A 25,346-nucleotide genomic window follows, 5' to 3' on the forward strand; every position below is an offset into this window, starting at 1 on the left:
AAATATTTCCGATCGCTAATATTGGTTCTTGTTAGAGTAGGCGATAAAAATATGAGAAGTCGAATCGGCGCCAAAAGGCGAGATACTAGCGAGATAGATTGAGGTAATTTGAGGGAATACGCGTTAAGGCATCATTTAATGAACTTTAAGATTTTATTAAGGTTAATCTGTTATAATTTGGCGCATTATTTTAAATAACTTATCAGGCACTATGAAATTAACAGACAACAGCCGAAAGAAATTATTATCCTCTGCTCAGACGGTTTATTTAGCTTATACTGCACTCGATTTTTTCAAAGCAAGAGTATTTAACACTGCTTCCGGCGAGATGAGTCTTTATGAGCTGTGTAACCTGGCACTGACTAACAAAACGTATGATCAAATTGTACTAATTAATAATGTTCATTATCGATTAGTTTTAACCCCTGGGAACAATAATACTTTTAAGGTTCAATTCTCTCGTCCTATAGGGGGATCTACCGATCCAGTAGTTAAAAAAATTGCTCTCTATGAAGACGAAGAAGCTCTTAATTTGCTAGCCAATCAAGAATTTACTTTGGAAATTCCCGATGTAGGTGGTAAACCTGCCGTAACAAACAGAATTAATGAACATTATGTGATTGGTGGGATAGGAAAAGTAGATTTGTATCGTACTCACCTCGTCACTCTGCATAATATCATTGAAAAAATTCAGTCAGGAGAGGATATCAGTAATTTACTGGTTGCTTTAGCCACTGGTACTGGGAAAACCTTTGTTCAAGCGCTTTGGATGTTGATTATATCTCTCTCAGATAATAATGGGGTGTTTGCAATTCCTGATAAATTGCTCAGTCAATTTGTCAAAGATTTAAAACGTTTATTACCCGATGATTTTGTCAACAGAATGTTAGTCTTGCGGGAAAAAGGGGACAATCCTCAAATCGAAGAAGCCATTAAATCTTTCGCGCGACCTGAGAGTAAAAAGAATATTATTATAGGTTCTTCTGAGCGTCTTCTGGATAAACATTATAAAGATTTGATGAATGCCAATTCTGATCAGACATTTTTGGTATTTGATGAACAGCATTTGATTATGAAAGAGGAACGCCGACGGGTTCGCTTAATCGAATTGGCTAAACAAAAATTATCGATGTTTTTAACGGCCACACCTAATGAAGAAACTTATAAATTAGCTGGAAATAAACCAGTAGCTATTATGTCCAGTGGTCAAAAGCAACAAGCCGGCCAAGGGCAATTTCCGCGATTGTTGACTCATAATGCCCGAAATGTTTCTGATAGAAATAAATTGAAGGATTTCCGTTTTTGGACAATTGAGTTTTGGACAACTTTATTCAATGGTTTTTTACTGAGTTTAACCAATTCTATTCAGGAAGAGCATAGTTCTTCTGCTGTTTCTTTGGTTGAAAATTTACCCTTTTATTATTATCGCAAAGAGGGTGAAAAGAGCGTACGTTGGCGTTTACAGGTTCCTTCGGCCAGGAAAATGCTTTGTATCATTGATAATAATGAAGACCTGGTTAACTTTTGTTATGCCTTAGAACATGCCCCCTCATATAGAAGTGATGTGTATCGTAATGGAAATGTGATTGATAGAGGTGATGTCGCTCGATTTTTTGGAATACCAGACGCTGAAGTAGATGTGATCCACCAGGATAAGCAAAACAAAAGAACAAATTATTTGAACTCATTAAAAGAAGATGAGCAAAAAATTGGCGATAGACTCGCCCGTAAAAGCCTAGCTGAACAAATGCGGGATAACATATTTCATAATCTGATTGAATATGTTCTGACTGATATTACTGGCCTTGATGAAATAGAGCATAACCGTTTACGTAAGAAGGATATGAATACCTTTAAGCAAATGGTGATTAGCAAATTTGCATTAAGAACTGCAGATTATTATCAACAAAAATTAGCAAAGGACATTGATGCAGAAGGTGCTCATGCTCTAGGTGAATTACTCGCTGATTTATCTAATGTCATGCAAAGTATGATAAACGGAAATTTTGAAAATTCTCGGGATGAAAATGATAGGGATTTAGGAGATTTTATTGATAACTGGCCCTTATACGATGAATTGGTAAATAAAATAAAATGGAGAAATGGGAACCTGTCCCAAAAATTTGAAGATTATGCCAATTCCCATTTAATAATAGGGTTGATGACTGGTATGACTGATGCAGAAACTCCAGTAGAAGACTCACGTCCATTTTCCGGATTGGCGAAAAATACATATATGTTATATGACCATAATGGGCTACTGGTTAACCATGCCAAAAAACGAAAGCGCACTTCCTTGGAAATTTTGAATGACACTGCTTTTGAAACTGCTTTTACTCCCAAGTACTTAAATATTTCAGAAGACATTGCCGACGGTTATGTTAGATTAGGTTTTGTTGGAGCATATGTCAGTAACAAAAAAACAGAAGGATTTAGCGATAGAAACTTACATACGGTAATTAACATCGCAGAACATAAACTAAGTCCTACTAATAGTCCGGAGACACAAATTCAGGGAATAGGCCGAAATCGTGGTCTGGATGATACTATTGTACCAGCTTACATTCATAGCTTGGGACGAAAACAAAAAGGACTATTTGATCTGGAACACTTGAAAAGTGATGATTATTATCCTGAGTTATTCAAAGCTCAAAAACAATTCAATAAACAATATATCCAGATTTTGGGAGATAATGTCAGTCAAAAGATAATTGCCTGGATTTATGCAAACAAGAATGAAGACGAGACACTCAATCCTGATCGTTTAAAACGACAGGTATTAAAATATATCGCTCAGGCTCTTCGTGAGATAAATAATAAAAACAGCCACCAAATTAAGCTTAGTCGAGCACAATTGACCACCATGATCAGTTATGTAATGAAAGGGATTAATAAAGAAATAGAACATATCAATAAGCCTTACACGACATCAACGTTCATCACTATATTAGGTCATTTGCTCAATTTTATCTCAGAATGTTATTACGCAGTGAAAAGAATACCTGCTGCCTGGAAGATGTTTCAATACTCCTGGTTCGGAACAAGAACAGCAAAACAAAGTGACGTAGCGCCAAAACATGCCGATGATGTTTATATAAAAATTCTATCAAATACAAATTTTAAAAAGATTATAACGAATCTATCTTCTGCCTTGGAATTTAAGAATTGGCTAAGTAGAAAAGTGAAAGGAGTAATGCCCCATATCGCAAATAACATCGAATCCTATGTTAAAAAAGAAGTATATGACGAGTTTGAAAGCCATCAAAAACAATGTATAAAACCACTTCTGGTTAAAATGGTTGTTGATTCCAGGAAAGAAAAAGTTACTGCTGCATTAGCTGCTTTCCCACATCTGGTTCCTTTACTTAAAGCCAATCTAAAAACTATAGTGACAGTTTCATCGGGTAATGAGGCTCAATTTGAAGCAACCTTACTTGCGTTGTTGCAACAAATCCCGGGTTTAGAGGATTTAGTAGTTCAAGACATAGTGAATTATCCCAAAAGTATGGAGGAAATTAAGAAGCTCTTAGCTCATGAGCCAGCTAAAATTCTACTCAATCATCCAAAATTACAGGAAAAATTGTCCATTAAATTAGGAAATTATTTAAAGGGTGACTTTCTCAAACATCTTTCTGCTTTTATCACATACCCTAATGTGAAACGAATAGCGGATATTCTTGGTAAAAAACAGAATGCACAGCAATTTGTCCAACATTGTTTGACCAAAATCATCAATAAAGAATTGGAATTTTCTCCAGAGACGTTTTTATCTGAACTCACTAGTTATTTTAAAATAGAAGAATATAACAGGCTTGATGAAGAGTTCGAAAAACTATTTCACGAATTCACGATGCTGCAACTGGAAACAGGTAATAATTTGTTTCAATCGCTTGATGAATCGCATCTTGAACAATTGAGCACCATAATTCAGCAACAATTATTACCTTTGCTTGTAAATAATTATGCTGTGGAAAACCGAGATAAATTATTCAATGAAGCATCTGATCCTTTGAAAATTAAGCAATTAATCAAGGTACATGGAAATGAATTATTTGATTTAATGCAAAATAACAGGGATCAACTACCTGGTTTTATTTTTTCAAAACTTTGTTCTACTCCTTTACCACCGACTATTGATATCCCTCATCAAATCAAAGAGAGCAAACAATTTTTTATAGAGCAACTTAATGCAGTGATGCAAAAAAGTATTTCCAGTCTCTTGGTTGGGAAGTTATTTTCCATATCATCATGGAGTTTAAAACCTGAATATTTATATGATACAGCAGTTGCCGATTTATTGCGTAGTGACGGTTTTCTTAATGCGATTTCAATCATGTTGCCTTATAACCAATGGTTACAATTAAAAGATAGAATGAATCAGGATTATGGAGGAGTATTATCCGTCGCTCGTGTATTAATCAATAAAATCAAAGCAGGAGAATTATCTGATCTATCTGCTGAAGATTTGGTGGAGGTATTGAATAAACAATTTAAGACTGAATATGTAGGTTCTCAACAGGCTACAATTCAGACTGCTCAAGCTTTTGATGACTTTATTAAGGGAATTGTTGCTAATCCTTTCACTGCAGTAAATCCTGTAATACACAGTAAATATACTCAATTAGTATCCCATCGATTACTCCCTATCCTGGCCAGTTTTATCGATGATGATCGAAAAAAAGAGCAATTCCTTTCTATCAAAAGGGATGACAAGACATTAAATGAGTTCATGATGCGAAACTCAGCTACTTTGCCTACTCTTACAGGACAAGATGATGAGCAGTTAAAACAAACAGTGTTTACCTTAATTAATCAATTAGTTCCACAAGAAGAAAAATTAGTTTTGGAAGATATTGTTCATCCTAAAGTGAAAGCAACTCATTCTTCCGAGATAGTGGTTAAAGAGATACAAAAAACTGTTTTAACCACTTTTATCAGCAGCACGGCGTTTCGTGATTTGATGAAGGATATTTTAAATACCCAGGATTTTAATTTGTTAATGACTTACATTAGTTCTACAGAGCACATAACCTTGCTTGTTGATCAAATGCTGGAAAAAGGAATTACTTCCTTAGATAAGGAAGCCATTTTAACCATCATTAAATCCAGTGATCCTTCTCTTAATGCAATTGCAACTATGGATGAACGGATTAATTCTTTGAAAGAATATTTCACTACACAGCTAGGACAAATTGAAAATGCACTGGATAACACGAAAGTAATTGAATTGGTGGGTAATTCAATTACACCGATATTATTTCATAAACAATTTATTGCTGTTATTGATGAAGTACTTGGTTTTCTTAATGAGCAAGATCTGACAGTATTGTTTGAGGCTATGAATAAACCAAATCCTGTGGAAGAAGCCAAGCAGTTTATGTCCTTTATCAAAGTAATTAGAAAACAAGATAAAGAAGCGTTAATTAACCAGTTTCTAGTACTCCCGGAAGAAGTAGAAAACTTTGATATAGAGCAGTCGCCTGCTAAAAAAATGATAGAACATATGCAGGAGCTTTTTGAGGAAGTTTTGGATTGTCATTGTTATTATCATCAACAAGACAGAAAAGGGTTAGAAGGAAGAGGGACAGATCCTAAAATCATCGCTAGAGTATCAGAAGAATTACGCGACATTAGAGTAGGTAGCGATCATACATTCTTCAGTGGTTTTTCTCGAAAAATATTTTATATTCAGGGCATTAATAATGGAGTAACAACTGCCGGACAAATCAGTGCCGATTCAAATCAGCATATCGTTAAAATGCTACAACGAGTTAATTCACATATTTTACGCCCATTGTGGTGGAGTACGAACGTCTCAAATATTAGCTATTCATTGATAAAAATCGGTCATAATGTGGTTCAGAAAATAGTTGCAGGGTACTTTACTGTATTAAATGGATTAAAATCGGCCTTCAATAAGATTAGTGGAAGTACTTATTTTAATATCTCTAAAAAACATCCTGATAGTGAGGATTATAATAATACGGCGTTTGAATATGCTACGGTCATTAATGAATTAAAACCATTAAATGCCGAACAGGTTAAAAAGAAAGATTGTAGGCGTGATGTAGTTATTAAATTGGAAGAATTTGTGGCGAAACAACCACCACGTCCAGGATTTTTTAGAGATGTTGGTGAATGTCTTGCTTACGATACGAAAGTAGAAGAATTACGTCCCAGATTATAATAAGTTATGGGTACTTGGCTTTCTGGATAATATGGCAAACCAAACACAAGCAAGCTGAAAAGTAATAAATATTCTAAATCCCAATGCTGAGGCAAGATACGTTATCCGTGACAAACAAATTATTGTAGAAATGATTTTTGTTCAATAACTTATAAAATAATCTACCTTTCTTAAGCAACAATTCAAAAAATATAAATTTAAAGAACACGAAGGAATTACAATTGTTTTTTAAAGAGGCATTAACATGCGTTGAGTAAATGTTTAACCGGTAATCCTTATTTTCATGCGCGCTTTTAGAGCAGGCGGAGCTCAGAGATAAGCTTTGGTCAAAGCGAAGAAAGAGTACGATATTAGGAAAACTCTTTAATAATGCACTTTGTGGATTGTCTTTATAAATTATGGAACCAAAGAACTTGTAGATCCATCAAGCCCTGGTTCCAAAAGTTTTCTTTGTAAGTTACTCTCCGATTCCGCCAATTAATGCCCATTTTAAAGCTGATTTTTGAGTCATATCCACTTTTCGTATTTTGTCGTTGGGCAAATATATTGTAAAGCCGCCTATTTGGTAACTCATGGGTAAATAAACAGAGATTAAATCTTGTTTTTCTACAACACCATCTGGCGCCTCAGAAAAATCAGTTCGAGTGACTATTCCCAATAATTCAACGCCATTAAACTCAACCATAACAACTTCTTTGCCCTTGACTTGCCCCGATGAAGACAAGTATTTAGTTAAACTTTGGAGGGAGGAATATAAGTCACCAATTAGAGGCATTCTTTGCACAACTTTTTCTATCAGTTGAATAAAATATTGGGCAATATAGACTTGCATCAAAATCCCGATCACAAAAATAACAACGATTACCATTAGCAAACCAAGACCTGGGAAATACCATGTACCGATGATAGTTTTTAATAATTGGCTTAAATTTCTCTCAATGCTTGTGACAAGCCAATATATAAAATAAAAGGTTAAATAAATAGGTAAGATAGTAAAAAAGCCTTTCCAAAAAATTGAAGCGATTCTGTTTTTAATCATAAATTATCCGTAATAAATTTGATCGCTCTGCACTCTTTTTAAAATAATAAAATCTAAAATGGATTTTTGTATAAATCTTATTTACACATCACATACAAAGCTAACACATAAATGAAATTCTCTCCACATGGATGCTTATTTCAAAGCAGGCATAGACACTTTAAAAGTAAACGTCTTAATTTTCAAAAATGGTTTCTTGTTTTTAAGGACGCCAAAAATGAACGAGCAGTTCATGTTTATAAAAGGCTGGTTTTGAAATTATCGGAGAATTTATAGCCTCTTGGTATCCAGAACAACACTATAAAATGCAGTTGTGTATTGAGGGATTAAAAAAATTATTAGTCCAGGTAAACCTTAAGAGCATATAACATATGGTTTTTTTATCATAACGTGAATCCTTAAAGTGTGTCTTCATTTCAATTTTACACTTATGCACAATTTTGTTTTTTTAAAAAAAGTTTCTGTTTCTATTTTATTGTATAACTTGCCTGTTTTAGATATCTTAAAAATTGACCCTAATAAACATGGTTTCATTGGAGATATAATGAAAAAACTTAATTTAATCTTAGCCGTCCTTTTTCTGGCTTTTGTCTGGATAATGGGTTTAACTTATCTTTCAACTCCGATAATTACCATTGTTGGTGGGAGTATGACTGTGGGGTTCTTCTTCTGGCTAAAATACAGCTACGGCAAACCCACTGAGCCATTTGCACTTATTCCACCTTTTTCAATTATGTTAGCTGCACTTTTTATCCACATTATGGAAGAATATTACATGGACTTCCCACAAGCAATAAGTGCTCTGTTCCAAGTGGACTTCAGTAAACAAACTTTTTTACTTGTATTTGAACAGTTAGGTCCAATTGTTTATTTCCTTGTCATTGCAGGTCTAGCTGTTCGCAATGAATTCTCCAACTTTTTCGCCAGTTTTTTAGTGATAGGCATGGGAATTGCAGAAGTCACTCACTTTATTTTTCCAATCATTGCCGGTGGTCCATATCATTACTTCCCAGGTATGTATACAGCGATACTTCCAATGATAACGGGGATTTGGACTATGACTGTTGTCATCAAAGACTCAAAAAGAAAAGCCCTGAATTCTCGTAGCGCAGATTATGCTAATCATTCCAACGCTCAAGCAGCTTAATCTCATATAATATCTATGCCTGGATTGATGCAATACATCTTTCCAGGATAGTTTTCCTAATCCAGCTTCTTTCTTCAACGTAGCAATTGAGGGTTACATGGTTGAGTGTTGCCTTGGTTGCTATCCCCCAGTATCATCACCAACTTCAGTAAGGATTTAAAATAGTATTGCTCCGTTTCGCCCCGATTACGACACTTATTATAATCTGAGACATAATTCTTCTACTTTCGTTATGAGATGAGTCACCTTATAAAAACCAAGTCAAATTCTTTGACATTTGCAATCGCCTTATTGCCAGCTCTTAGATATTTTTTATGGAATATACTGAGTGGAGACAGGTTGGGTCAAAATAACCTAACCTACTTTCTAATCTTTCCAAGTTTCAGGCGGCTTAAGCATTTTATAAATTTCGCCAATATGCATTTCTTCTTCTTGAATCATTTTTCTTGCAAATTCTTCGACTAGCACAGATTTTTTTTCCGATTGTTTTAATAGTTGATGATACAAATTCAAACCTTCTTTTTCATGCTCAAGAGACTCTTCTAAAATAGTACTGATATTATGTACATGGGACTCTAATAATTTGCCAATTTTAAGCGAAGGATGATGGGAAAAGTGGGTAATCAGTTCACCAATCAAGTGAGCATGGTTTAAGCTTTCTTGAGCCTGATCACGCATCCATTTACAGATAGGAATGCGGTTAAAACCAAAGACCATAAAGGAGTAGTGGGTATAGCGCACCACACCCGCCATCTCGATCTCTAATAATGCATTTAGAGTTTTTATGATAGCCTCATCAATTGCCTCAGATTCAGATCTTCCATATGTCATATCATAACCTCTCATTATCCTTATGTAAGTATAGAATAATTCCAACAAAAATCTCGGAGCGTTGTGTTTATATCTTATAAATCACTTAGATAATCTTCTCTTTTCCATGCTGTATCCCACTAGACTTCTTGCATAACCGCAGAAATCTTTACAACACAGCAATAAAATAAAAGAGGCAGGTTATGCAAGAGGTCTAATTTATTACCCTTATTACTTTGGCTGAGATGGGCAATTATCTCGAATATTACTGCACTCCAAAATGCAAGGTTGATATTGATCCTTACAAGAATTCGCACCATTATTCTCAGTACATTTATCGTATTGATTGTTGCAAGATGTCATACATTGATCATATTTATTATTGCAAGTTTGTTCATCTGCATAACTTATGGTCATATAACTAAAAAGGACGAGACTAATCGTTAATGCATAAAATTTTTTCATTTATTTTATCTCCTTCCTTGTTAGTAATTACTGAAAAAATTTATCTTTATACTGATTTTTGACAATGATAATTGGAAAAATACAAAGGCATTATCTTTTTCATAAGTCTAGCAAATAATATCATAAGAAATTGAAATCCCTACTCCTTATTAGTCAACTCCGGTTAGACAAAATCATAATCCGGGTATTCTTTATTAAAAGGATTGTCTAGTGATGAAGTCAGATAGGCAGGTTACAAAATAACGGTGTATTTATTTTCATTGATGTTAAAAAATCAAGGGGACAATATTTTTTTCACAAAGTTCTCCATTTCTTGCTGATATTCCCACACATCGGATAATTCATCCAAACGATAGGTATAAAACACAAAACGCATTGGTTTTACTGAGATACCGCAATAATCCGGAGAACACAACAATGGTTTATTTTGACAATACTGCTCTATCTCAATCCTTTTATTTTCCAGTACTTGTTTGTTATCAATGGGTAACCCGGAAGTAGAAGCATAACTATAAAAACGAATTTGAGCCCACTGAGGATAAGTCTTCCAATATTTTTCGTTCTGAGCTTCAGATAAAAACTCAGCTTCTCCCTCAATAATGACCTCCCTTGCGTTTTTCTCAAACCAGAAAGTCAGAGCAACTGACTTACAAGCATTAATTTCTTCAACTTTGCGAGTTCTTTTTTGTGTAAAAAATAATAGTCTGTCCTCTTCTATTTCACGAATAGCTACCACACGCCCATGTGGATGTCCATTTATTCCTAGCGTTGATAAAACGGCATGCTGAGCATATTGAGCACCATTTGATTTTTCTTCATCAAGCCATTCTTTTAATAAATAGATTGGATGCATAAGTTACCCTTTTCTAAATTCAAACTGCAAAAACGTCATTGCGGTACCCCTTCACAGAGATTCTCCTTTTTGATCTGGATAAACGTCATTTTAAAAATAGAAACTTTGATTTGTAATAAAATGAATTGTTTAATAATTTTTGAAAAAAGCAGAATTATATTCTATACCTTTATTTGCCTGCTTAATAACTAACAAAATGGAATTTATCATGAAAAAAATCATTCTATTATTATCAACTTTATTCTTTTCTTTCACCATCAGCCAACCCGTATTGGCAAATTGTCCAAGCGACATGAAAAAATGTCCATGTTCTATGATGAAGGCAAAAAATATGTTTGATAAACTCGACTTGACACAAGAGCAAAAAAATCAAATTAGCGCGATTAAGGAGAAATATAAAGAACAAATGAAGTCTAATCGCGAAGAGTATAAAAAATTACTTTCTTCCATGCATGATTTAATTAAATCTGACAAAATCGATAATGCCAAACTGGATGATTTAATTAATCAGAAAAAAGAGTTAGTTGCTTCTCAATTTAAGCTAAGAATCCAAATGAAACATGAAATTTATCATATTCTAACACCCTCACAACAAAAGCAACTAGATACAATGATGCAAGAAATAAAACAGGTGAAACAGAACAATAATAAGGAAGATATGAGTGACTCTGGTGAATAGCTAATAGCAACTTAGCCAGTATAGGTCGGGCCTTGGTTCGACCTATACTGGCTCATTATGGTTTAAATTCAAGATAATGTTGTAATAGCCCTTTTGTTAAGAAGTATGGCGACTTTATAAAAAAAGGAATTTATAACGGCTCTATGGCTTGATGGTCATTAAATCGAGAGTTGTTCATTTTGGTTGTTACCGGATAACATTCTAAATCATCATTTGTATAGGGTTTTAAAAGCTTTAACAACCCTATAAAACCAGAATACAAATGGGAGGTCATTAAGCAGTTTTCTGAACTTTTTGTACGGTTTATTGAACAACAAGCTCCGGATAATTTTGTTACAAAAATGTCTAAAAACAAGCGAACCGATAAAATCTATCTGGATTATCTGCGTAATCTGCATGGTGCAACTGCCATAGCAGTCTATTCCACTCGTGCAAAACCACATGCCCCGATCTCGACACCTATCCATTGGGATGAATTGACTCATGATAAAAGAGATACTTTTTTTACTCTTTTCTCTTTGCCTCCTCGCTTGCAAGCACTCAAAGAAGATCCTTGGAAAAATTTTTGGACATTGAAACAAGCATTGCAAATCTAGACTATAGGTGTTTATTTTTCACTCGCTAACATTAGAACCCATCACTAATTTTTTTTAAAAACTCAACATTAAAGAGATTATAGTGATTTGAATTTTAAATGACTTATTTCGACGTACCGCTGCTTGACATCGGTATCCATAAATCACTCTGGATACCTCGGCCAAGCCCCTGAGGTCAAGCCGAGGCACGTAGTTTTTTTGAATAGGTCATTTAAATTTTAATTTACTATAGTTGTATTCGTAGGCCTAATAGTGACATTAATACTGAGACAAAACTTCTAATGAGACGGATTAGATAATAACTCATCAGCAATTGGTATTGAACTTGTGTAAAAAAGAAGTAAGCAACATCAGCATAGTTATCTATTCACCAAATGCCCACAGTCTTTTATTTCTATCGGCCAAGTAAGCAGTACCATCATCTGCGATGGCAATAGAAGAAACTCCCCCTGGTATTATGCTGTTTTTGGTAAAAGAATTAAGATCCAAAGAAAAAGAAAATAATCCCTCTTGAGCATTAACATACACATGATTTGCAGAAATACCAGGAGAACCCAATGCAGCGCCCAGCGAATCTTCGCTCATTTTAAATTCTTTCAAAAACCGACCATTCGTATCCAATAAGATGACACTAGTATCGCTTGTTAAATATATTTGGCTAATAAAAGAAGCGGGCGGCGATTGAATGGCGTTTTTAGCTTTATACCAAGGCTTCCATAACTCGTTACCAGTTAACACATCGTATAGAGCTAAGGTACCATCTGCTTGACCTGCTGCAACCATACTGCTCAATAAGATGGCAGGTGAGGCTGCAGGACGAACTTGAGAAGAGGTTTTTTTCCACAAAGGGCTAAAAATGCTATTAGATTCCCATTTAAAAGCAGCCAATTGCTTATAATTATCATCGATAACAATGATAGGTTGATCTTTAAACGCACCAAAATCAGCAATAGCTAAAGAGGGTTCAGTTTGGCCGTATAGTTCTTTTAACGTATAATCACCACGCGGGGAAAATTCAGCGCCATTTAAAAAATCCCAGATCCCGGCAAAAATACCCCCTATTCCACCACCTGTCGTAACGACTGGAGGAGTAGGATAATCCGATACTGTTATCCTATTTATTAAGTTACCTGAAAGATCGATAGCCAATAAATCTAATCTGGATGCAATTCGCATAAAAATAGCCGGCACAAAAATAACCTGATTTTGCTTACCGACAATTTTGGGCGAAGATAACGTATAGCCATCCGTACTATACCCCGTATCACTGACAGGAAATTGAATTGTCCACCTAAGCGAACCATCGGGATTAAGGCTATGCAGCTTACTACGAGCTACTTTGCTAACGATTGTTTGGCCGTTTCTATGATCTCGCACCCTAGCGCGATAAGTAGTGATACAGTAAATATTACCGTTTGAATCAATCGCTGCAGATCCTGAAATAAAACTTCCTCTCACATCGAGTTGACGACGCCATCTAATATTTCCATCAGGAGCAATAGCTAGTAATTCGCCAGTTAAGTTGCCAATGTAAACAGTGCCATCCAAACCAATGACCGGTGAAGCAAAAGAAACGGGGCCAATTTCAACTTGCCACTTAGGTGAAATAGCAGGCCGAGTAAGAAAAGGAACAAATCCTTGAGTAGATGCATTGGACTGATATTGATGCCAATAAGCCATTTCACTCTCCCTAAGTGGTTTATCATCTTTAGAAACAGTATATCAAGTAACAGTAAGACTTGTAATCCTGACATCATCTTCCGCAATTAGGGCCAGCTGGCATGGCGCCACCTAAGGTTTCAAAGTAATATATGGTTGATAAATCCTTGATGGCCATATCACTGATGAAATGGCCTATGAGGTCATACAAAAAACTGAAGTATTAGCTAAAGAACCTAACGAAAATACTTTGAATCAGTTTAAAAATTGCAGCTGTTTTCAATGTTGTTGTTCCTGCTTCTAAATAATTCATTTTACATCTGGAATTATTTTTGCAACGAAACCAGCAAATTTCCTCCTATTGCTATTCTAAAGAGCTGCCCATCAGTGCAAAGATGTTCTAACTTTTGTATCAGTTCTTGAGTATGACTCACAAATAAGGAAGCAAATACATCCTTCTTATTAAGATGGATGGTGGTCAATAATGTCCTAAATTCTTCAATATTAAACTCGTTTCTATCCTCATGAAAGCAATCCAGAATCGCTTTACATGCATCAATTTTTGCACGCCGTTCTTGTTTTCTATAAAATCCAAATAATCCAAAGAATCGCTTTTGATCCTCTTCAATATCCTGAATTTTTTGCTTGAACTGATTTTTAATTGCCAAAAGGTTGTCTGGCAATTCAGTAATCCTCTTCGCACGAGTAGCTTCAAGTTGACTTTCTCTTTTCTTTTGTAATTGAACGCCTTCTTCTAGCCAAGAGGCATCATTTAATTCCCCATCTTCGACATCAAGATATTTTAACAAATCTAGAGGAGATTGGCATAAAGGGATAGAATTAGGTGATTGGAAAGCGCTATCCAAGCCGTAATAGCCAAATGACATCGGAGCTGCTTTTTCTTTAAATAGAGTACTATTTAAAAAATAACCATCAAATAATGCCTTGGTAACCACAACTGGACCCGTTGTACAAAGTACTATACTTTTCAAATATAAAAATCGCTCTTTTTTCATTAAATAATGAATTAATGTCTTATCATCCTGGGCTAATATGGACTTAATTTTATTATATTCCTTACGAAAAAATAGCCACTTGATAATATTAAGCTGCTCAGACAGTTTCGTTCTCAGTTTTTTTATGATGTCTTCGTGAGTTTCGGAATCTTCTGAGCGATTGAATTTAATAAAAGTCTCGGGATTTGCTGTAACTTCATTTATTAGAGCCCTTAACTCAAGGGATGAATACTTTTCTTTTGCGTTAATGGAGCTTGACTTTTCAATATACTCAATTTCCTTACGTTTTTTCAGAGTTTCGACAATCTTTTTATAAAAGAAGTTGCTCTGACCTAATTTATTAGCGCCGTTTTCAATAAAATCTGAATCATAGTGCTCTAATACTTCTAGCATAGCACTTTGTATTTTTTCAATGTGTTCTTTCGCTGCGTCTCCATCAATAATAGCAATAGTATCGTTATTTAAAAGAATTAACTCCACCTTACCCAACTTCAAACTACCCATATTTATCAAGATAGGAGATTGAACAGTAACGGTAGGTGGAAGTTTGGACGTATCGACCGGCGCATCAAAATCCATATATGTACCTAATTCATATATAGGACGAATCCATCTTAAAATATCGCTCGACACAGCTAAATTGCCGCCATTATTCATGTGAGCCAATTCCTTTTTATAATGCTTATATAGTCTTTGTTCTTTTTCTGATAACTGACCCTGAGCAATCTGGTGAACATCATAAGCTTCAATATGATTTTCTTGGCAAAATGCTTTTAAGTCCGCCCTTGCCTGTTCATTTAAAACAGAGGAATCATAAGCCAATGTAATAGAATCTTTGGGATTTTTAATTCTCATTTTGATGAGACGGATTTGATTTTCCAGGTTCATAAAAACACCAGGGTTCTTACTTATCCAAATTTTGACATGTCTATGCGGATTGTACGAATACGGCATACTTCTTCCCTTTACTGACCATTTATACACTCCAGTTTATCATGGAATTCACAATGAATTTCATCACAAAAATAATTCCAAAGACAAAAATCAAAGGTGGGTAAATCTTTTGATTAATGTATTTTAAAGATCAAATAAAGAATAAATTATTTATCAAAAGACTTGACTTATAGAGCGTGCGTTCTACTCCAATCTATACCACGGTATTTAATCAAAGTGTATTATAATTACATTATTATGGTTAAATAATTTACCTTTATGGCTAACCATTTGCAAACTCCAGAGAGTCTGGCGAAAACCTTAAAGCAACTGCTTAAAGAACGTAAAGAAGAAAAAAAATCAATCGCCAAAAAAGCACATGAAACAAGTACTTTATTAAATAGTATAATAGAGGGAGTGAACAATGGAGTCAGGCTCTTTTCGGCTATTCTGACTGCAAACAAAGATCTCCCAATTGTTGGCTTTGCTCTGCAGATGGTAGCGATAATTCCTCAGTCAATCGCAACCCTCACTGATCCCAAATCCCCAATTTCCACCAAAATATTTTCGGGTGTTGTGCTTACCGCCATAACCGCTCTCAGCATTGCTGCATTTGTTGTAGGAGCAACAACAGCAGCAATTATTGGCTTAGTAATAGCCTCTATTACTACCGTAATGCAAGGGCTTGATTTCTTTGGAAAACTAATTGAGAAAATGAATGCTACAAAGACTTATGAGCATCTGAAAAAATTTGAAGGCTTGCTTAAGCTTGGTCGCGAAAACCCGGAGAATATACCAGATGGCACTGATTTTAATCAAGATTTTGCAATACGATCAGTAGAGTTAGACTATGTTGCTGGTAAACGTCTTGCGGAGATAGAGCAAGAACAAAAGATTAAAAAAACTCAAGTTAACTCGTATATTGATTCAAAATTTGAACCTAAGGACATCAAACTGGATGAATTAAAGAAATTGAAAAATCAATATAAAAAACCTCCTGCTAACTTGTTATTAGAAGAACTTATTGCACTTGAGGGTGAAAAACTAAAGATAATAAATGAATTAATTTTTGTTAAGCATGTAATTAGTAAAAAGAATATTGTTATTACGGATTATAAACCTGCTGTTAAACTAAAAAAACTATATGACTTGCACGATGAACAGTTAAAAGAATTAACCCAAAAAATTGCGTTGATCAATAAAAATCCTCAAACAACACCTGATCCGACAATTCTAGATGATATCCTGAAATTGCAAAAGAAGATTGGTGAAACGAATAAAAAAATCGACGAGCTTATCAAACCTGCAAGAGCAACCAAACTCGCACACTTAAAAGGCAATGAAAACCTTGCGCAATCCTATACCAATCTTGCTCTTTCATCTACTGGTATTGTACTTTCAGTGATGGCTTTATTATTGATAATTGGCACCGTTGCAGCCCCACCATTTGTCTTACCAGTGGTTGTGGGATTTGGAATTGGAATAGCAGCATTCAGTCTTATAAAATGGGTTGCTGAAAAATATGCGGAAGTAGAAGATTTAGACATTAAAACAAAAAAAGAAGAGGGGCAAGAAGACAGTATTTTAAATGAAGCGATTGATTGTTATCAGCATCAACAGAATAAGGAATTCAGTCATACTGGTTTCTGTAGTTATTCAAAACATATGAGTGAATTATTGAAAACTCCTTTGCCTGTCCCTGAAACTCAAGTCAACCACACTTTAGTTTCTCAGGATTTTAGCAAAGCCCCTTTTGTTACAAAGGATCTCCCTGTTTCCACATTAGATGAAAAAACTCAAACCATTGACAACTCAGTGATATCAAATTCAGGAACGGCAAAGTTATAATTAGGCAGTAGCCTTGCTGTAACGGTTTTGAGTTAAAAATTCAAAACCGTTACTAGCTCTTTGAGAATCAGGGAGTTCGATCTTTCTAGAAAAGATATTGCAGACCGAGAGCGATAATATAGTTTTTATTGGATAAACCAGCTGAGTTACTGTTATAGTCGTGTTCACCAGTATCGTTGTCGATTATCTCGGTATCAGCCCTCCCATTAGAATAATGATTGTAGGATGCTTCAACAAAAATTTTCGTGTTGTGTGTTAAAAAGTAGCCAGAATGAATCGTTGCAGCATAATACCTGGAGTTGTTTCCACGTTCTTTGAATGTTAAATTGCGGGCATAATGCTCATCATAATCTCGCGCTGACACCCAATCACTAAATTTTAAAAGAGCACTGAACTCAAAATTATTGATAAAATATTTTCCGGCCAGGCCAACATAAGGGGTTCCAAACTTTTGTTGGTATCCAATTCCAGGCTGATCACCAGGAAAACAACCTGTATAGGCACCACTATTATATTGGTAACAGCCGCCAACGGCTCGCCAACTAAAGGAATCCCATTGATAACCAGTCGCCAGACCAAACTTGTAATTTTGTTTTTGCATCAGCCAGGTTCTTAAGCTCACATCCAATTCATTGGCATAATTAAGATGTGTATTGTCATGATGTGACCAGTCGGTCCAGGTTGCTTGATTTGGATTGAGCCAATCATAGTCATCCATGGCGGCTTTATTTTTTGCCAAAGTTGTCCAGCCTCTACCATTAAGACTCAGCCATGCCAGGAAATCATAATTTAATTCCCCTTTTATTATCGCAGCATTTTTTATGCGCCAATCCAGCTCGCTTAACTTACTGGCTGTGTCTGGATAATAAACATATTCGTGAGCCTTACCTGACAGGACTCCTAAAGAAGTGCTTAGCGATACCCCATTCCAACTGTAATCGGAGGAATAAGCATCGAGAGAAAAAGTAAGCGATAAGGAGGTTAGAGCCAACATAACTATTTTATTTTTCATATTTTTTCCTAGTTAAGGCCGGCAATCCTTGCAGTCAAGTGATTTCCAAAAATCAATAGAATTATTGTGATTCACAATGATCATGTCAAGAACAATATTGAAAAATATTGTTCTCAAGGGGTGGTAATCGCACAACGCCATGTGGTTTGATTTAAAAAGTGATTACTCATAGATTTTTATTGGTTATACCAGAATCATTTTTTAATCTTAAGACAAATGTATTGATTATGACTATAAAACAGGACTTGCGAAACACTTTGAGGTCAAGGCAAAGAATGTTTTGAAAAAGGAATTTAGATAAACTAAATGACCGAATTCAAAACATTTTTTAACAAAGAGATCAAAGTTATTAATAAGTCCTGTAAAATACTTGACCCTATTGTTGCTATATACCTTACCTTAATCAATAAGGAGGAAACATCATGACTCAATGGTTCGTAAAAGATCTGGCTCAATTAACCGGCGTCACCGTGCAAACATTGCATCATTATGATCGCATCCAGTTACTTAAGCCATCATTACGACAGTCCAATGGGTATCGCGTTTACTCCGAAAAGGATTTATTGAAATTGCAACAGATTATTGCTTTGAGGTTTTTTGGTTTTGAGTTAGCACAAATCAAAACCTTGCTTTCTGAAGAAAGAGGTGCGCTCGAACATTTTAGCAATCAAGCTCAAGTGTTGGAGAAAAAAGCAACTGCTTTACTTGAGGGCTCCAAAACCCTGAGAAGCATTATTAGCTCTGTTGATAGCAATAAATCCATTCCTTGGGAAACCATTATTGAAATAATAGAGGTATATAAAATGACAGAAAATCTTGAACATGGCTGGGTTAAAGAAATATTCACACCTGATGAATTAAAACAGTATGTTGAATTCGAAAAAGAAATGAAAGCCAATAAAACGCCTGAGCAAAAAGCTGCTTTCGAAAAGCAATGGCAGCAACTTTTGAATGAGCTGAAAAATAATCTTAATCAAGATCCTTACTCAACTATCGGTATTCAATTAGGAAAGAAATACATGGAGTGGGTTAATGGGATATACGGCAAAAAATACGCCCATCTAAGGACAAAAAAATGGGAAAAAGGATTTGGAGAAGGAAAAGGTCTTGAGGATATTGGGTTAACACCAGAACTAATATCCTGGATAGAAAAAGCCACTGATGCCTATTGGAGAGACCGGATTTATGGCATTCTTGAACAAGTTGGCAAAATATCTTCTCCTGCTGTTTTATCACTTTGGAATAAGGCGTTAGATGATATGTATGGTGAAGAAATTGCAAGAAAAAAAGCTGTTTACGAGATCGCTTTAAATGATGATAAGGTTAGCCCGGAGGCCAAGGTCTGGCTTAAAAATTTATTAAATTCTTAAAAAATCTCAAATAGGAGGGTGTAATGCCCCTCCTCACACACCATGGGACCAATTCTTTCTTTTTGTCTTCCTCTGAATCTTCTTTTGGCAACAACACCTTATAATAAAACAAGAAGTCGAATATAGAAGAGGATTCTTGAAGCAAATAGATGATATTCTGTTGATTCTAAACCCAATGACCAGACTGTAGTCCAGAAGACAACTCTAATGCTACAATCTTTGGGATGTATAGTTAGAGATAAACAGAAGTGGGTTCAGGAACCTTTATAATTTTATCAGCAATACTCCATGCCGCGTGGAATACGTTTGCTAAAAGAACTTCAACGCCATACTATGAAGTGTTGGGAATTATGAGTTTTGCAACCGTCTTCTCGCTTCTTTTTATCCCCTTTTTCCCTGCCCCATTGTTTGAAACATCCAATTCCTTTTTATGGGCGCTGGCCTCTGGTTTATTTGAGGGTGGCTATGTAATCACTTTAGCCATCAGCTTAACACAGTCTTCACTTGGAAAAGCCTACATTATCATGCGAGGAAGTGCCATGATAATTGTCTGGTGCATCTCTACTTGCTTCCTTGGAGAAAATCTTAATTCATCCAATATCATTGGTATATTATCCGTATTAGCTGGATTGATGCTTACCAGTCAAACTTATAACCTTAATCAGTCAAAACAATTATTATTTCCGCTTTTATGTGGCATTTGCATCGCTGGTTATCATTTATGCTATGGCCGCTCTTTGGCATACGGTGCTAATCCAGCCGCTCTATTTTCTGCAGCGTTATGGATAGCTTTACCGGGAATATTTCTTTTAATGAATAAAAAACAACGACAACTATTCGGAAAGAAAATCAAATCCGGGTGGAAAATGGCGTCTATTGGTGGAATGATAAGTGCCTTATCCTTTTTGCTATTTTTAATTGGATTGCGTCATTCGGAAGCTGGGCTAGCACTGACTTTACGTAATACTTCAGTGATATTTGCGCAAATATTCGCTTACTTCATTGGTGAAACAATATCTCAATATCAGTGGATTGGGGCATTACTGGTGGCCTTTGGCACGAGCTTGCTATACCCTTACTAAAAACTCATATTGAAGGAGTTCAAACACATCACACAAATAACTTATGCTTGCTGAAACTCCTGACATACTTTTTTTGAAAGATACACATTATCTGTTGTAAACGCATTTAGATAGAAATTTTAAATGCCATTGTCTATCAATAGAACACTCGATACTAGAAATACTCATGTTTGCCCATCTAAGCTTTTGTATATTATACTCTTTATTATCGTAAATCGGCTGAGTACTGCTTATGCTTTTTAATCTACTACTCGCGTTTGTAGAAGGCATTGGAATAATTGTGTCGCCATGTATTCTGCCAGTTTTGCCTATCATTTTTGCAACAGGGATGAGTGGAGGACGCTGGAAGCCCTATGGGGTGATGCTGGGATTTATTCTCGCTTTTTGTTTATTTACTCTCTTCGCCAGAACGTTAATCCTGTCAACTGGTATTAACCTGGACTGGGTACGCTTCATTTCGTTTATTTTGTTACTCCTGTTAGCTGTTGTGATGATCTCTTCTTATTTAAGCAGACAGTTTTCCCGTCTGACACAAAAACTGTCCACTTTAGGGACAGCATGGTTTTCCAGTACACGGCAAGGCACCGGTTTTATCAGTGGATTCTTGATTGGACTGCCTATTGGATTGATTTGGACACCTTGTGCCGGCCCTATCATTGCGGCTGTCATTTTACAGACCATTCGTGCCAAGACAAACCTGGAATCGATATTAACACTGATAGTGTTTAGTATCGGAGTAGCTATTCCCTTATTATTAATCATTCTCTTAGGTAAAAAGGCTCTTACCAAGAGTGCATTTTTAACGAAATATGCTGAAAGTATTCGTAAGGTATTGGGGGGAATTCTCTTTTTGGCAGTCATTCTCAATATGCGAGGAGAACTTTATGTGCCGGAGCAGATATACGGGACTGACGTCAAACAATTGCAATCCAAGGGCCTGGTAGATGGCCTGGAACAGCCATATCCTGCACCACCTTTGAAAGACATTACAGCCTGGATCAATTCGCCACCGCTGACATTGGCATCGCTGAAAGGACACGTTGTCCTCATTGATTTCTGGACGTATTCTTGCATCAACTGCATTCGAACACTACCTTACCTGAAAGCTTGGTATCAGACATATAAGTCACAAGGTCTAGTGATCATTGGTGTACACTCGCCAGAATTCGCCTTCGAGCAAGAATATCAGAATGTCAAACAGGCCGTGGAGAAATACCAAATTCATTACCCCGTCGCTTTGGATAATCAATTCCAAACCTGGGATAATTATGGTAACCACTATTGGCCTGCGCATTATCTGATTGATAAGCAAGGACAGGTGGTATACATCCATTTTGGTGAAGGGCAGTATGCGGTCACTGAACATAATATTCAAGTGTTATTGGGAGCCAAATCCAAGAAAAAACACTCAGACACATTACCAAAGCAAGCACTTACTTATGGTGTGACACCTGAAACGTATCTTGGTTCCAACCGGGCGGAACGGTTTGCCAATCCGAAGACTGATGATGAGTCGGGATATCAGTTCCATGGCATGTTGAAGCAAGATTTTTGGGCATTGCAGGGACAATGGCAAGTGAACGCACAGAATATTACGTCATTGAAAGCCAATGCAAGCATCCTGTTGCATTTCCATGCCAAGAAAGTGTTCTTAGTATTGGGATCGAATGATGATAAACCCAAAACCGTGACCATTTTACTCAACGGTAAACCAATCAGCCCTGCACAAGCGGGTAAAGATGTGCATGAACAACGCATTAAGGTAAATGAAGATCGGTTATATGAGCTTATTAGCTTGCCAAATGTCAGTAACGGTGTTTTGGAAATACAATGCGATTCGCCAGGTCTGGAAGCGTATGCATTCACATTTGGATAACGGGCAGGAGTATAGTAAGTTGAGTGGAGCACCCATTGCCGTGAAGCTAAGAGTGATTACCCTTATAAATCCACTATCCTTTTAGGATTAGGAAGCGCTTGAACGCTGTCTCGAAACCTTACTGGTCTTGACACAGCGGCTTCGAGACGGCGTAAACGCCTCCTCAGCCCGAACGAACATAGGGAAGGTGATAATCGAAAAATGAAAACCTTGATTGTGCTTCGATCAATCAAGACTGAATTTTGTCTTATAATTATTATAAGGATGATAGATGTAAAAGGATACTCTCATGTCTTCTGAAACATTTCTTTCTGAAAAACTGCGTCTCTTTAATGTAACTGAATATATTTTGGTTATGTTAGTTTACTTTGTTGTTGGTTTGTTAATTGTATCGATTTATCCTCCTTTAAGAAGTATTGATTGGTGGTTCTATGTATTACTAATAATTGTTTGTGTTTTTCCATTAATCATCCATTTGATTTCACAGCCAGGAGATAAGTTGAAATCTAAATTCTCTTCTTGTGTAAAATCCAACTCTCCGTCTTTACAGGTGTTATTGTTTCTCGTCATGTTCTTTTTATCTTGTGTTGCTGAGCTCATTTTTCCCTTTCTTGTTCAGGTCAAATGGTGGTTATATTTGATTATAATCGTAATTTTATCCATTAAACCATTACAAAAAAACTGGTTTTGGTAAGCAAACTCCTAGAATAAGCTGAAAGCATCGAAACCCGTATGACGCTTCTCTGACTGGATTATGCTTGCTCATTGCAGAATTTTTACTATATTTTTGCGAAAAGTGAGTTTCAAGGAAATAGGAATTTTGAATATCAAAAAGTATAATTTATAGTCAGATTATTTTTAAGTAAACTTATGTCCTATATGAAAATAGAAGAACTACTTCTAAAAGATACCATGAAAAAAGCACAAATTCCTGGCGTCTCTATTGCCTATGTAAGTCATGAAGGAGTCATTTCCACACAAGAGATAGGACTTACAGATGGGTGTGGTCTTGTCAAACTGTCCAATGACCCCACCAAGTGCCAATTTCAAGAATTAGTTCTAGGATCTGAAAGTGAATTGGGCGTGGGAACTAAAAATGCAGTAGTTTCCTTTAATACTAAGCTTTATTATGTTGACCACACATCAAAAACAGTTCAGAAAATCCCATTAACTGAAACAAATAAAATAGCCTATGAAACATTACAAACCAAATGTACCGAAACCTATAAATTAGCGAATGTTCATGAGCATGAATTAATCACAACTCTAACGGGTCGCATTCCACCTACAAAGGTAAAACCAGAAACTGTTTTTGGTACCGCTTCGTTAAGCAAACCAGTATTCGCTTATCTAGTGCAAAAATTGGTACAAGCGAATGCAAGCAATAAAGCAGAGGCAGGATCAGGTCAATTTATTTTGCCAGAAACACTAACACATTTTGATTTGGATACTCCCCTTTTTCATATTCTCCCCTTGGAAAAATTTAACATAGATGGAATGAAATTTGATATGTCGGATGAATCTACCGTTTCTAGTTCTAAAGCACTCACTGCAAGGATGGTGTTATCCCATACGACTGGACTAGCCCATGGGGAAATGACATTTCAATTTAAGCCAAATCCTGAAGAAAAAGAGCATGGGTATTCGAACGTTGGGATTATTTATTTACAACAAGTGATTGAAAAACTGACTGGTTCCGATCTTGAAACACTGTCCAGAGAACATGTATTTGCACCTTGTGGCATGACTCATAGCACTTATGTACCCAGAGTCTATAATTCGGTTTTACATGCTGAAAAAGAACCTGTATTTGAAGAAATGCAATCGGGTCAGCTTGTCATACTACAAGAAGATGAACACTTGACAGCATATTGGCTGGAAAATGGAAAAATGGTTAATCGATCATTCCCTGAAAGGGTAGTTCCAAACATTCTTGAAATGTTGCCCGCTGTGTGTAAGTCTTCAAATAGTGTGGATTTGATTAAAGCGATTACGGTGCAATACGAATGCCAGGAACCCAAACCCTGTGCTGCGAATACTCTACGTACCACAGCAGGAGATTATGCCAATTTTGTTAAGTATCTGATAAACGACAGTACTGTTGAAGACCCTTTCGTCCCTCATGTCTTCATGACAAAAGATAAAGGTTTGGCAGGAGCTATCGGAGTTGCCAAAGGCAACATACCTGATACTGTTCTACAACAGGTTGCATGGGGTTTAGGCTGGGGGCTGCAAACAGATGATAAAGGGAAGGTTATCACAGCCTATCATTCAGGTGATATGAATGATTACAGAGCCTGGATTGTGATAGATTTACAGGATAAGGATAAGAAAAATGCTGTGGTTTTTTTCGCCAACTCGCATAATGGACATATTCTCGCTGAACAAATCATCCCTTCAACGATGCAAATGAAACACGCAGCCAACTACTTTTTTCCTAAATGGGGTTTTGCCAGGAATCTGAATGAGTTAGGAGGAAAAACTACTAATTTGGGCATTAATTCCTCCCCTGCCCGCTATGATAGCACTCATAATACCCCCACTCAGCAGGATCTGAGTGAAGTAATAAAAGAATCAGAAAAACCAGATACATTCGAGAAAGAATTTTCTGTTTCTGAAGAGATTGAGAGCAATGTCAATAACAGCTCAATGACTCCTTTACAAACGTCTCCCAAACCAACATGGATGACTCAATAACACCCTTGTAGTTATTTTCTAGTCAGGTCATGTCTTTTGCTTGAGTTAAAACGATCCCCTCACTTTAATTGAGCACA

General features: G+C 36.1%; 16 protein-coding genes. 10 read left to right on the forward strand and 6 right to left on the reverse strand.

All coding sequences use genetic code 11. The annotated features are described in order from the left end of the window. Positions 1-211: 211 nt before the first annotated feature. On the forward strand, positions 212-6,187 hold the full coding sequence (locus ACZ5EK_RS12460) for a DEAD/DEAH box helicase family protein (protein WP_464429954.1): 5,976 nt from the start codon (positions 212-214) through the stop codon (positions 6,185-6,187). A 457-nt stretch (positions 6,188-6,644) separates the two neighbouring features. Here ACZ5EK_RS12460 and ACZ5EK_RS12465 read toward each other — a convergent pair whose 3' ends face one another. Further along, complete coding sequence (locus tag ACZ5EK_RS12465) at positions 6,645-7,226, reverse strand: DUF502 domain-containing protein (RefSeq protein WP_464429955.1); 582 nt, start codon at positions 7,224-7,226, stop codon at positions 6,645-6,647. Between the two features lie 544 nt (positions 7,227-7,770). On the opposite strand from ACZ5EK_RS12465, the gene ACZ5EK_RS12470 reads away from it, so the two are divergent. Continuing rightward, a complete protein-coding gene (locus ACZ5EK_RS12470; protein WP_464429957.1) occupies positions 7,771-8,373 on the forward strand; it encodes a hypothetical protein in 603 nt (200 codons plus the stop codon). 366 nt (positions 8,374-8,739) lie between these two features. On the opposite strand, the gene ACZ5EK_RS12475 is transcribed toward ACZ5EK_RS12470, so the two are convergent. Together ACZ5EK_RS12475 and ACZ5EK_RS12480 are read right to left on the reverse strand one after the other, a co-directional pair. Further along, complete coding sequence (locus ACZ5EK_RS12475; protein ID WP_464424870.1) at positions 8,740-9,204, reverse strand: ferritin-like domain-containing protein; 465 nt, start codon at positions 9,202-9,204, stop codon at positions 8,740-8,742. A 718-nt stretch (positions 9,205-9,922) separates the two neighbouring features. Beyond that, complete coding sequence (locus tag ACZ5EK_RS12480) at positions 9,923-10,501, reverse strand: pyridoxamine 5'-phosphate oxidase family protein (protein ID WP_464429958.1); 579 nt, start codon at positions 10,499-10,501, stop codon at positions 9,923-9,925. 208 nt (positions 10,502-10,709) lie between these two features. Here ACZ5EK_RS12480 and ACZ5EK_RS12485 point away from each other — a divergent pair, with 208 nt between their 5' ends. Together ACZ5EK_RS12485 and ligD are read left to right on the forward strand one after the other, a co-directional pair. Beyond that, a complete protein-coding gene (locus ACZ5EK_RS12485) occupies positions 10,710-11,180 on the forward strand; it encodes a Spy/CpxP family protein refolding chaperone (RefSeq protein ID WP_464429959.1) in 471 nt (156 codons plus the stop codon). Positions 11,181-11,425: 245 nt separating this feature from the next. Beyond that, on the forward strand, positions 11,426-11,776 hold the full coding sequence (gene ligD, locus ACZ5EK_RS12490; RefSeq protein WP_464432499.1) for a non-homologous end-joining DNA ligase LigD: 351 nt from the start codon (positions 11,426-11,428) through the stop codon (positions 11,774-11,776). Between the two features lie 363 nt (positions 11,777-12,139). Here ligD and ACZ5EK_RS12495 read toward each other — a convergent pair whose 3' ends face one another. Both ACZ5EK_RS12495 and ACZ5EK_RS12500 read right to left on the reverse strand, forming a co-directional pair. Continuing rightward, positions 12,140-13,456, reverse strand: a complete 1,317-nt coding sequence (locus ACZ5EK_RS12495) for an outer membrane protein assembly factor BamB family protein (protein WP_464429960.1) — start codon at positions 13,454-13,456, stop codon at positions 12,140-12,142. A 305-nt stretch (positions 13,457-13,761) separates the two neighbouring features. Further along, positions 13,762-15,405: a glycosyltransferase family 88 protein gene (locus tag ACZ5EK_RS12500; protein ID WP_464429961.1), complete on the reverse strand. Its 1,644-nt coding sequence runs from the start codon at positions 15,403-15,405 to the stop codon at positions 13,762-13,764. A 258-nt stretch (positions 15,406-15,663) separates the two neighbouring features. Between ACZ5EK_RS12500 and ACZ5EK_RS12505 the strand changes: the two genes are divergently transcribed. Beyond that, the gene (locus tag ACZ5EK_RS12505) at positions 15,664-17,232 is read left to right on the forward strand and encodes a T4SS effector SidA family protein (protein ID WP_464429962.1); all 1,569 of its coding nucleotides are present in this window, start codon (positions 15,664-15,666) and stop codon (positions 17,230-17,232) included. 85 nt (positions 17,233-17,317) lie between these two features. On the opposite strand, the gene ACZ5EK_RS12510 is transcribed toward ACZ5EK_RS12505, so the two are convergent. After that, a complete protein-coding gene (locus ACZ5EK_RS12510) occupies positions 17,318-18,244 on the reverse strand; it encodes an omptin family outer membrane protease (protein ID WP_464429963.1) in 927 nt (308 codons plus the stop codon). A 422-nt stretch (positions 18,245-18,666) separates the two neighbouring features. Between ACZ5EK_RS12510 and ACZ5EK_RS12515 the strand changes: the two genes are divergently transcribed. The 5 genes from ACZ5EK_RS12515 to ACZ5EK_RS12535 all read left to right on the forward strand — a co-directional run bounded on the left by ACZ5EK_RS12515 (position 18,667) and on the right by ACZ5EK_RS12535 (position 25,269). Beyond that, on the forward strand, positions 18,667-19,614 hold the full coding sequence (locus ACZ5EK_RS12515) for a MerR family transcriptional regulator (protein ID WP_464429964.1): 948 nt from the start codon (positions 18,667-18,669) through the stop codon (positions 19,612-19,614). Positions 19,615-19,862: 248 nt separating this feature from the next. Further along, positions 19,863-20,696, forward strand: coding sequence for an EamA family transporter (locus tag ACZ5EK_RS12520; RefSeq protein ID WP_464429966.1), 834 nt, complete (start codon positions 19,863-19,865; stop codon positions 20,694-20,696). Positions 20,697-20,928: 232 nt separating this feature from the next. Further along, complete coding sequence (locus ACZ5EK_RS12525; protein ID WP_464429967.1) at positions 20,929-22,572, forward strand: cytochrome c biogenesis protein DipZ; 1,644 nt, start codon at positions 20,929-20,931, stop codon at positions 22,570-22,572. A 289-nt stretch (positions 22,573-22,861) separates the two neighbouring features. Continuing rightward, positions 22,862-23,266, forward strand: coding sequence for a hypothetical protein (locus tag ACZ5EK_RS12530; RefSeq protein ID WP_464429969.1), 405 nt, complete (start codon positions 22,862-22,864; stop codon positions 23,264-23,266). 176 nt (positions 23,267-23,442) lie between these two features. After that, on the forward strand, positions 23,443-25,269 hold the full coding sequence (locus ACZ5EK_RS12535) for a serine hydrolase domain-containing protein (protein ID WP_464429970.1): 1,827 nt from the start codon (positions 23,443-23,445) through the stop codon (positions 25,267-25,269). Positions 25,270-25,346: the final 77 nt, after the last annotated feature.

The sequence above is a fragment of the Legionella sp. JM-2024 genome (assembly GCF_055389095.1).

Bases quoted from the DNA above. Each gene is read 5' to 3' on its own strand.
- ACZ5EK_RS12495 (WP_464429960.1), bottom strand. From the start codon at position 13,456: ATGGCTTATTGGCATCAATATCAGTCCAATGCATCTACTCAAGGATTT.
- ACZ5EK_RS12530 (WP_464429969.1), top strand. From the start codon at position 22,862: ATGTCTTCTGAAACATTTCTTTCTGAAAAACTGCGTCTCTTTAATGTA.
- ACZ5EK_RS12535 (WP_464429970.1), top strand. From the start codon at position 23,443: ATGTCCTATATGAAAATAGAAGAACTACTTCTAAAAGATACCATGAAA.
- ACZ5EK_RS12470 (WP_464429957.1), top strand. From the start codon at position 7,771: ATGAAAAAACTTAATTTAATCTTAGCCGTCCTTTTTCTGGCTTTTGTC.
- ACZ5EK_RS12510 (WP_464429963.1), bottom strand. From the start codon at position 18,244: ATGAAAAATAAAATAGTTATGTTGGCTCTAACCTCCTTATCGCTTACT.
- ACZ5EK_RS12480 (WP_464429958.1), bottom strand. From the start codon at position 10,501: ATGCATCCAATCTATTTATTAAAAGAATGGCTTGATGAAGAAAAATCA.
- ACZ5EK_RS12460 (WP_464429954.1), top strand. From the start codon at position 212: ATGAAATTAACAGACAACAGCCGAAAGAAATTATTATCCTCTGCTCAG.
- ACZ5EK_RS12525 (WP_464429967.1), top strand. From the start codon at position 20,929: ATGCTTTTTAATCTACTACTCGCGTTTGTAGAAGGCATTGGAATAATT.
- ACZ5EK_RS12505 (WP_464429962.1), top strand. From the start codon at position 15,664: ATGGCTAACCATTTGCAAACTCCAGAGAGTCTGGCGAAAACCTTAAAG.
- ACZ5EK_RS12500 (WP_464429961.1), bottom strand. From the start codon at position 15,405: ATGCCGTATTCGTACAATCCGCATAGACATGTCAAAATTTGGATAAGT.
- ACZ5EK_RS12515 (WP_464429964.1), top strand. From the start codon at position 18,667: ATGACTCAATGGTTCGTAAAAGATCTGGCTCAATTAACCGGCGTCACC.
- ACZ5EK_RS12485 (WP_464429959.1), top strand. From the start codon at position 10,710: ATGAAAAAAATCATTCTATTATTATCAACTTTATTCTTTTCTTTCACC.
- ACZ5EK_RS12475 (WP_464424870.1), bottom strand. From the start codon at position 9,204: ATGACATATGGAAGATCTGAATCTGAGGCAATTGATGAGGCTATCATA.
- ACZ5EK_RS12465 (WP_464429955.1), bottom strand. From the start codon at position 7,226: ATGATTAAAAACAGAATCGCTTCAATTTTTTGGAAAGGCTTTTTTACT.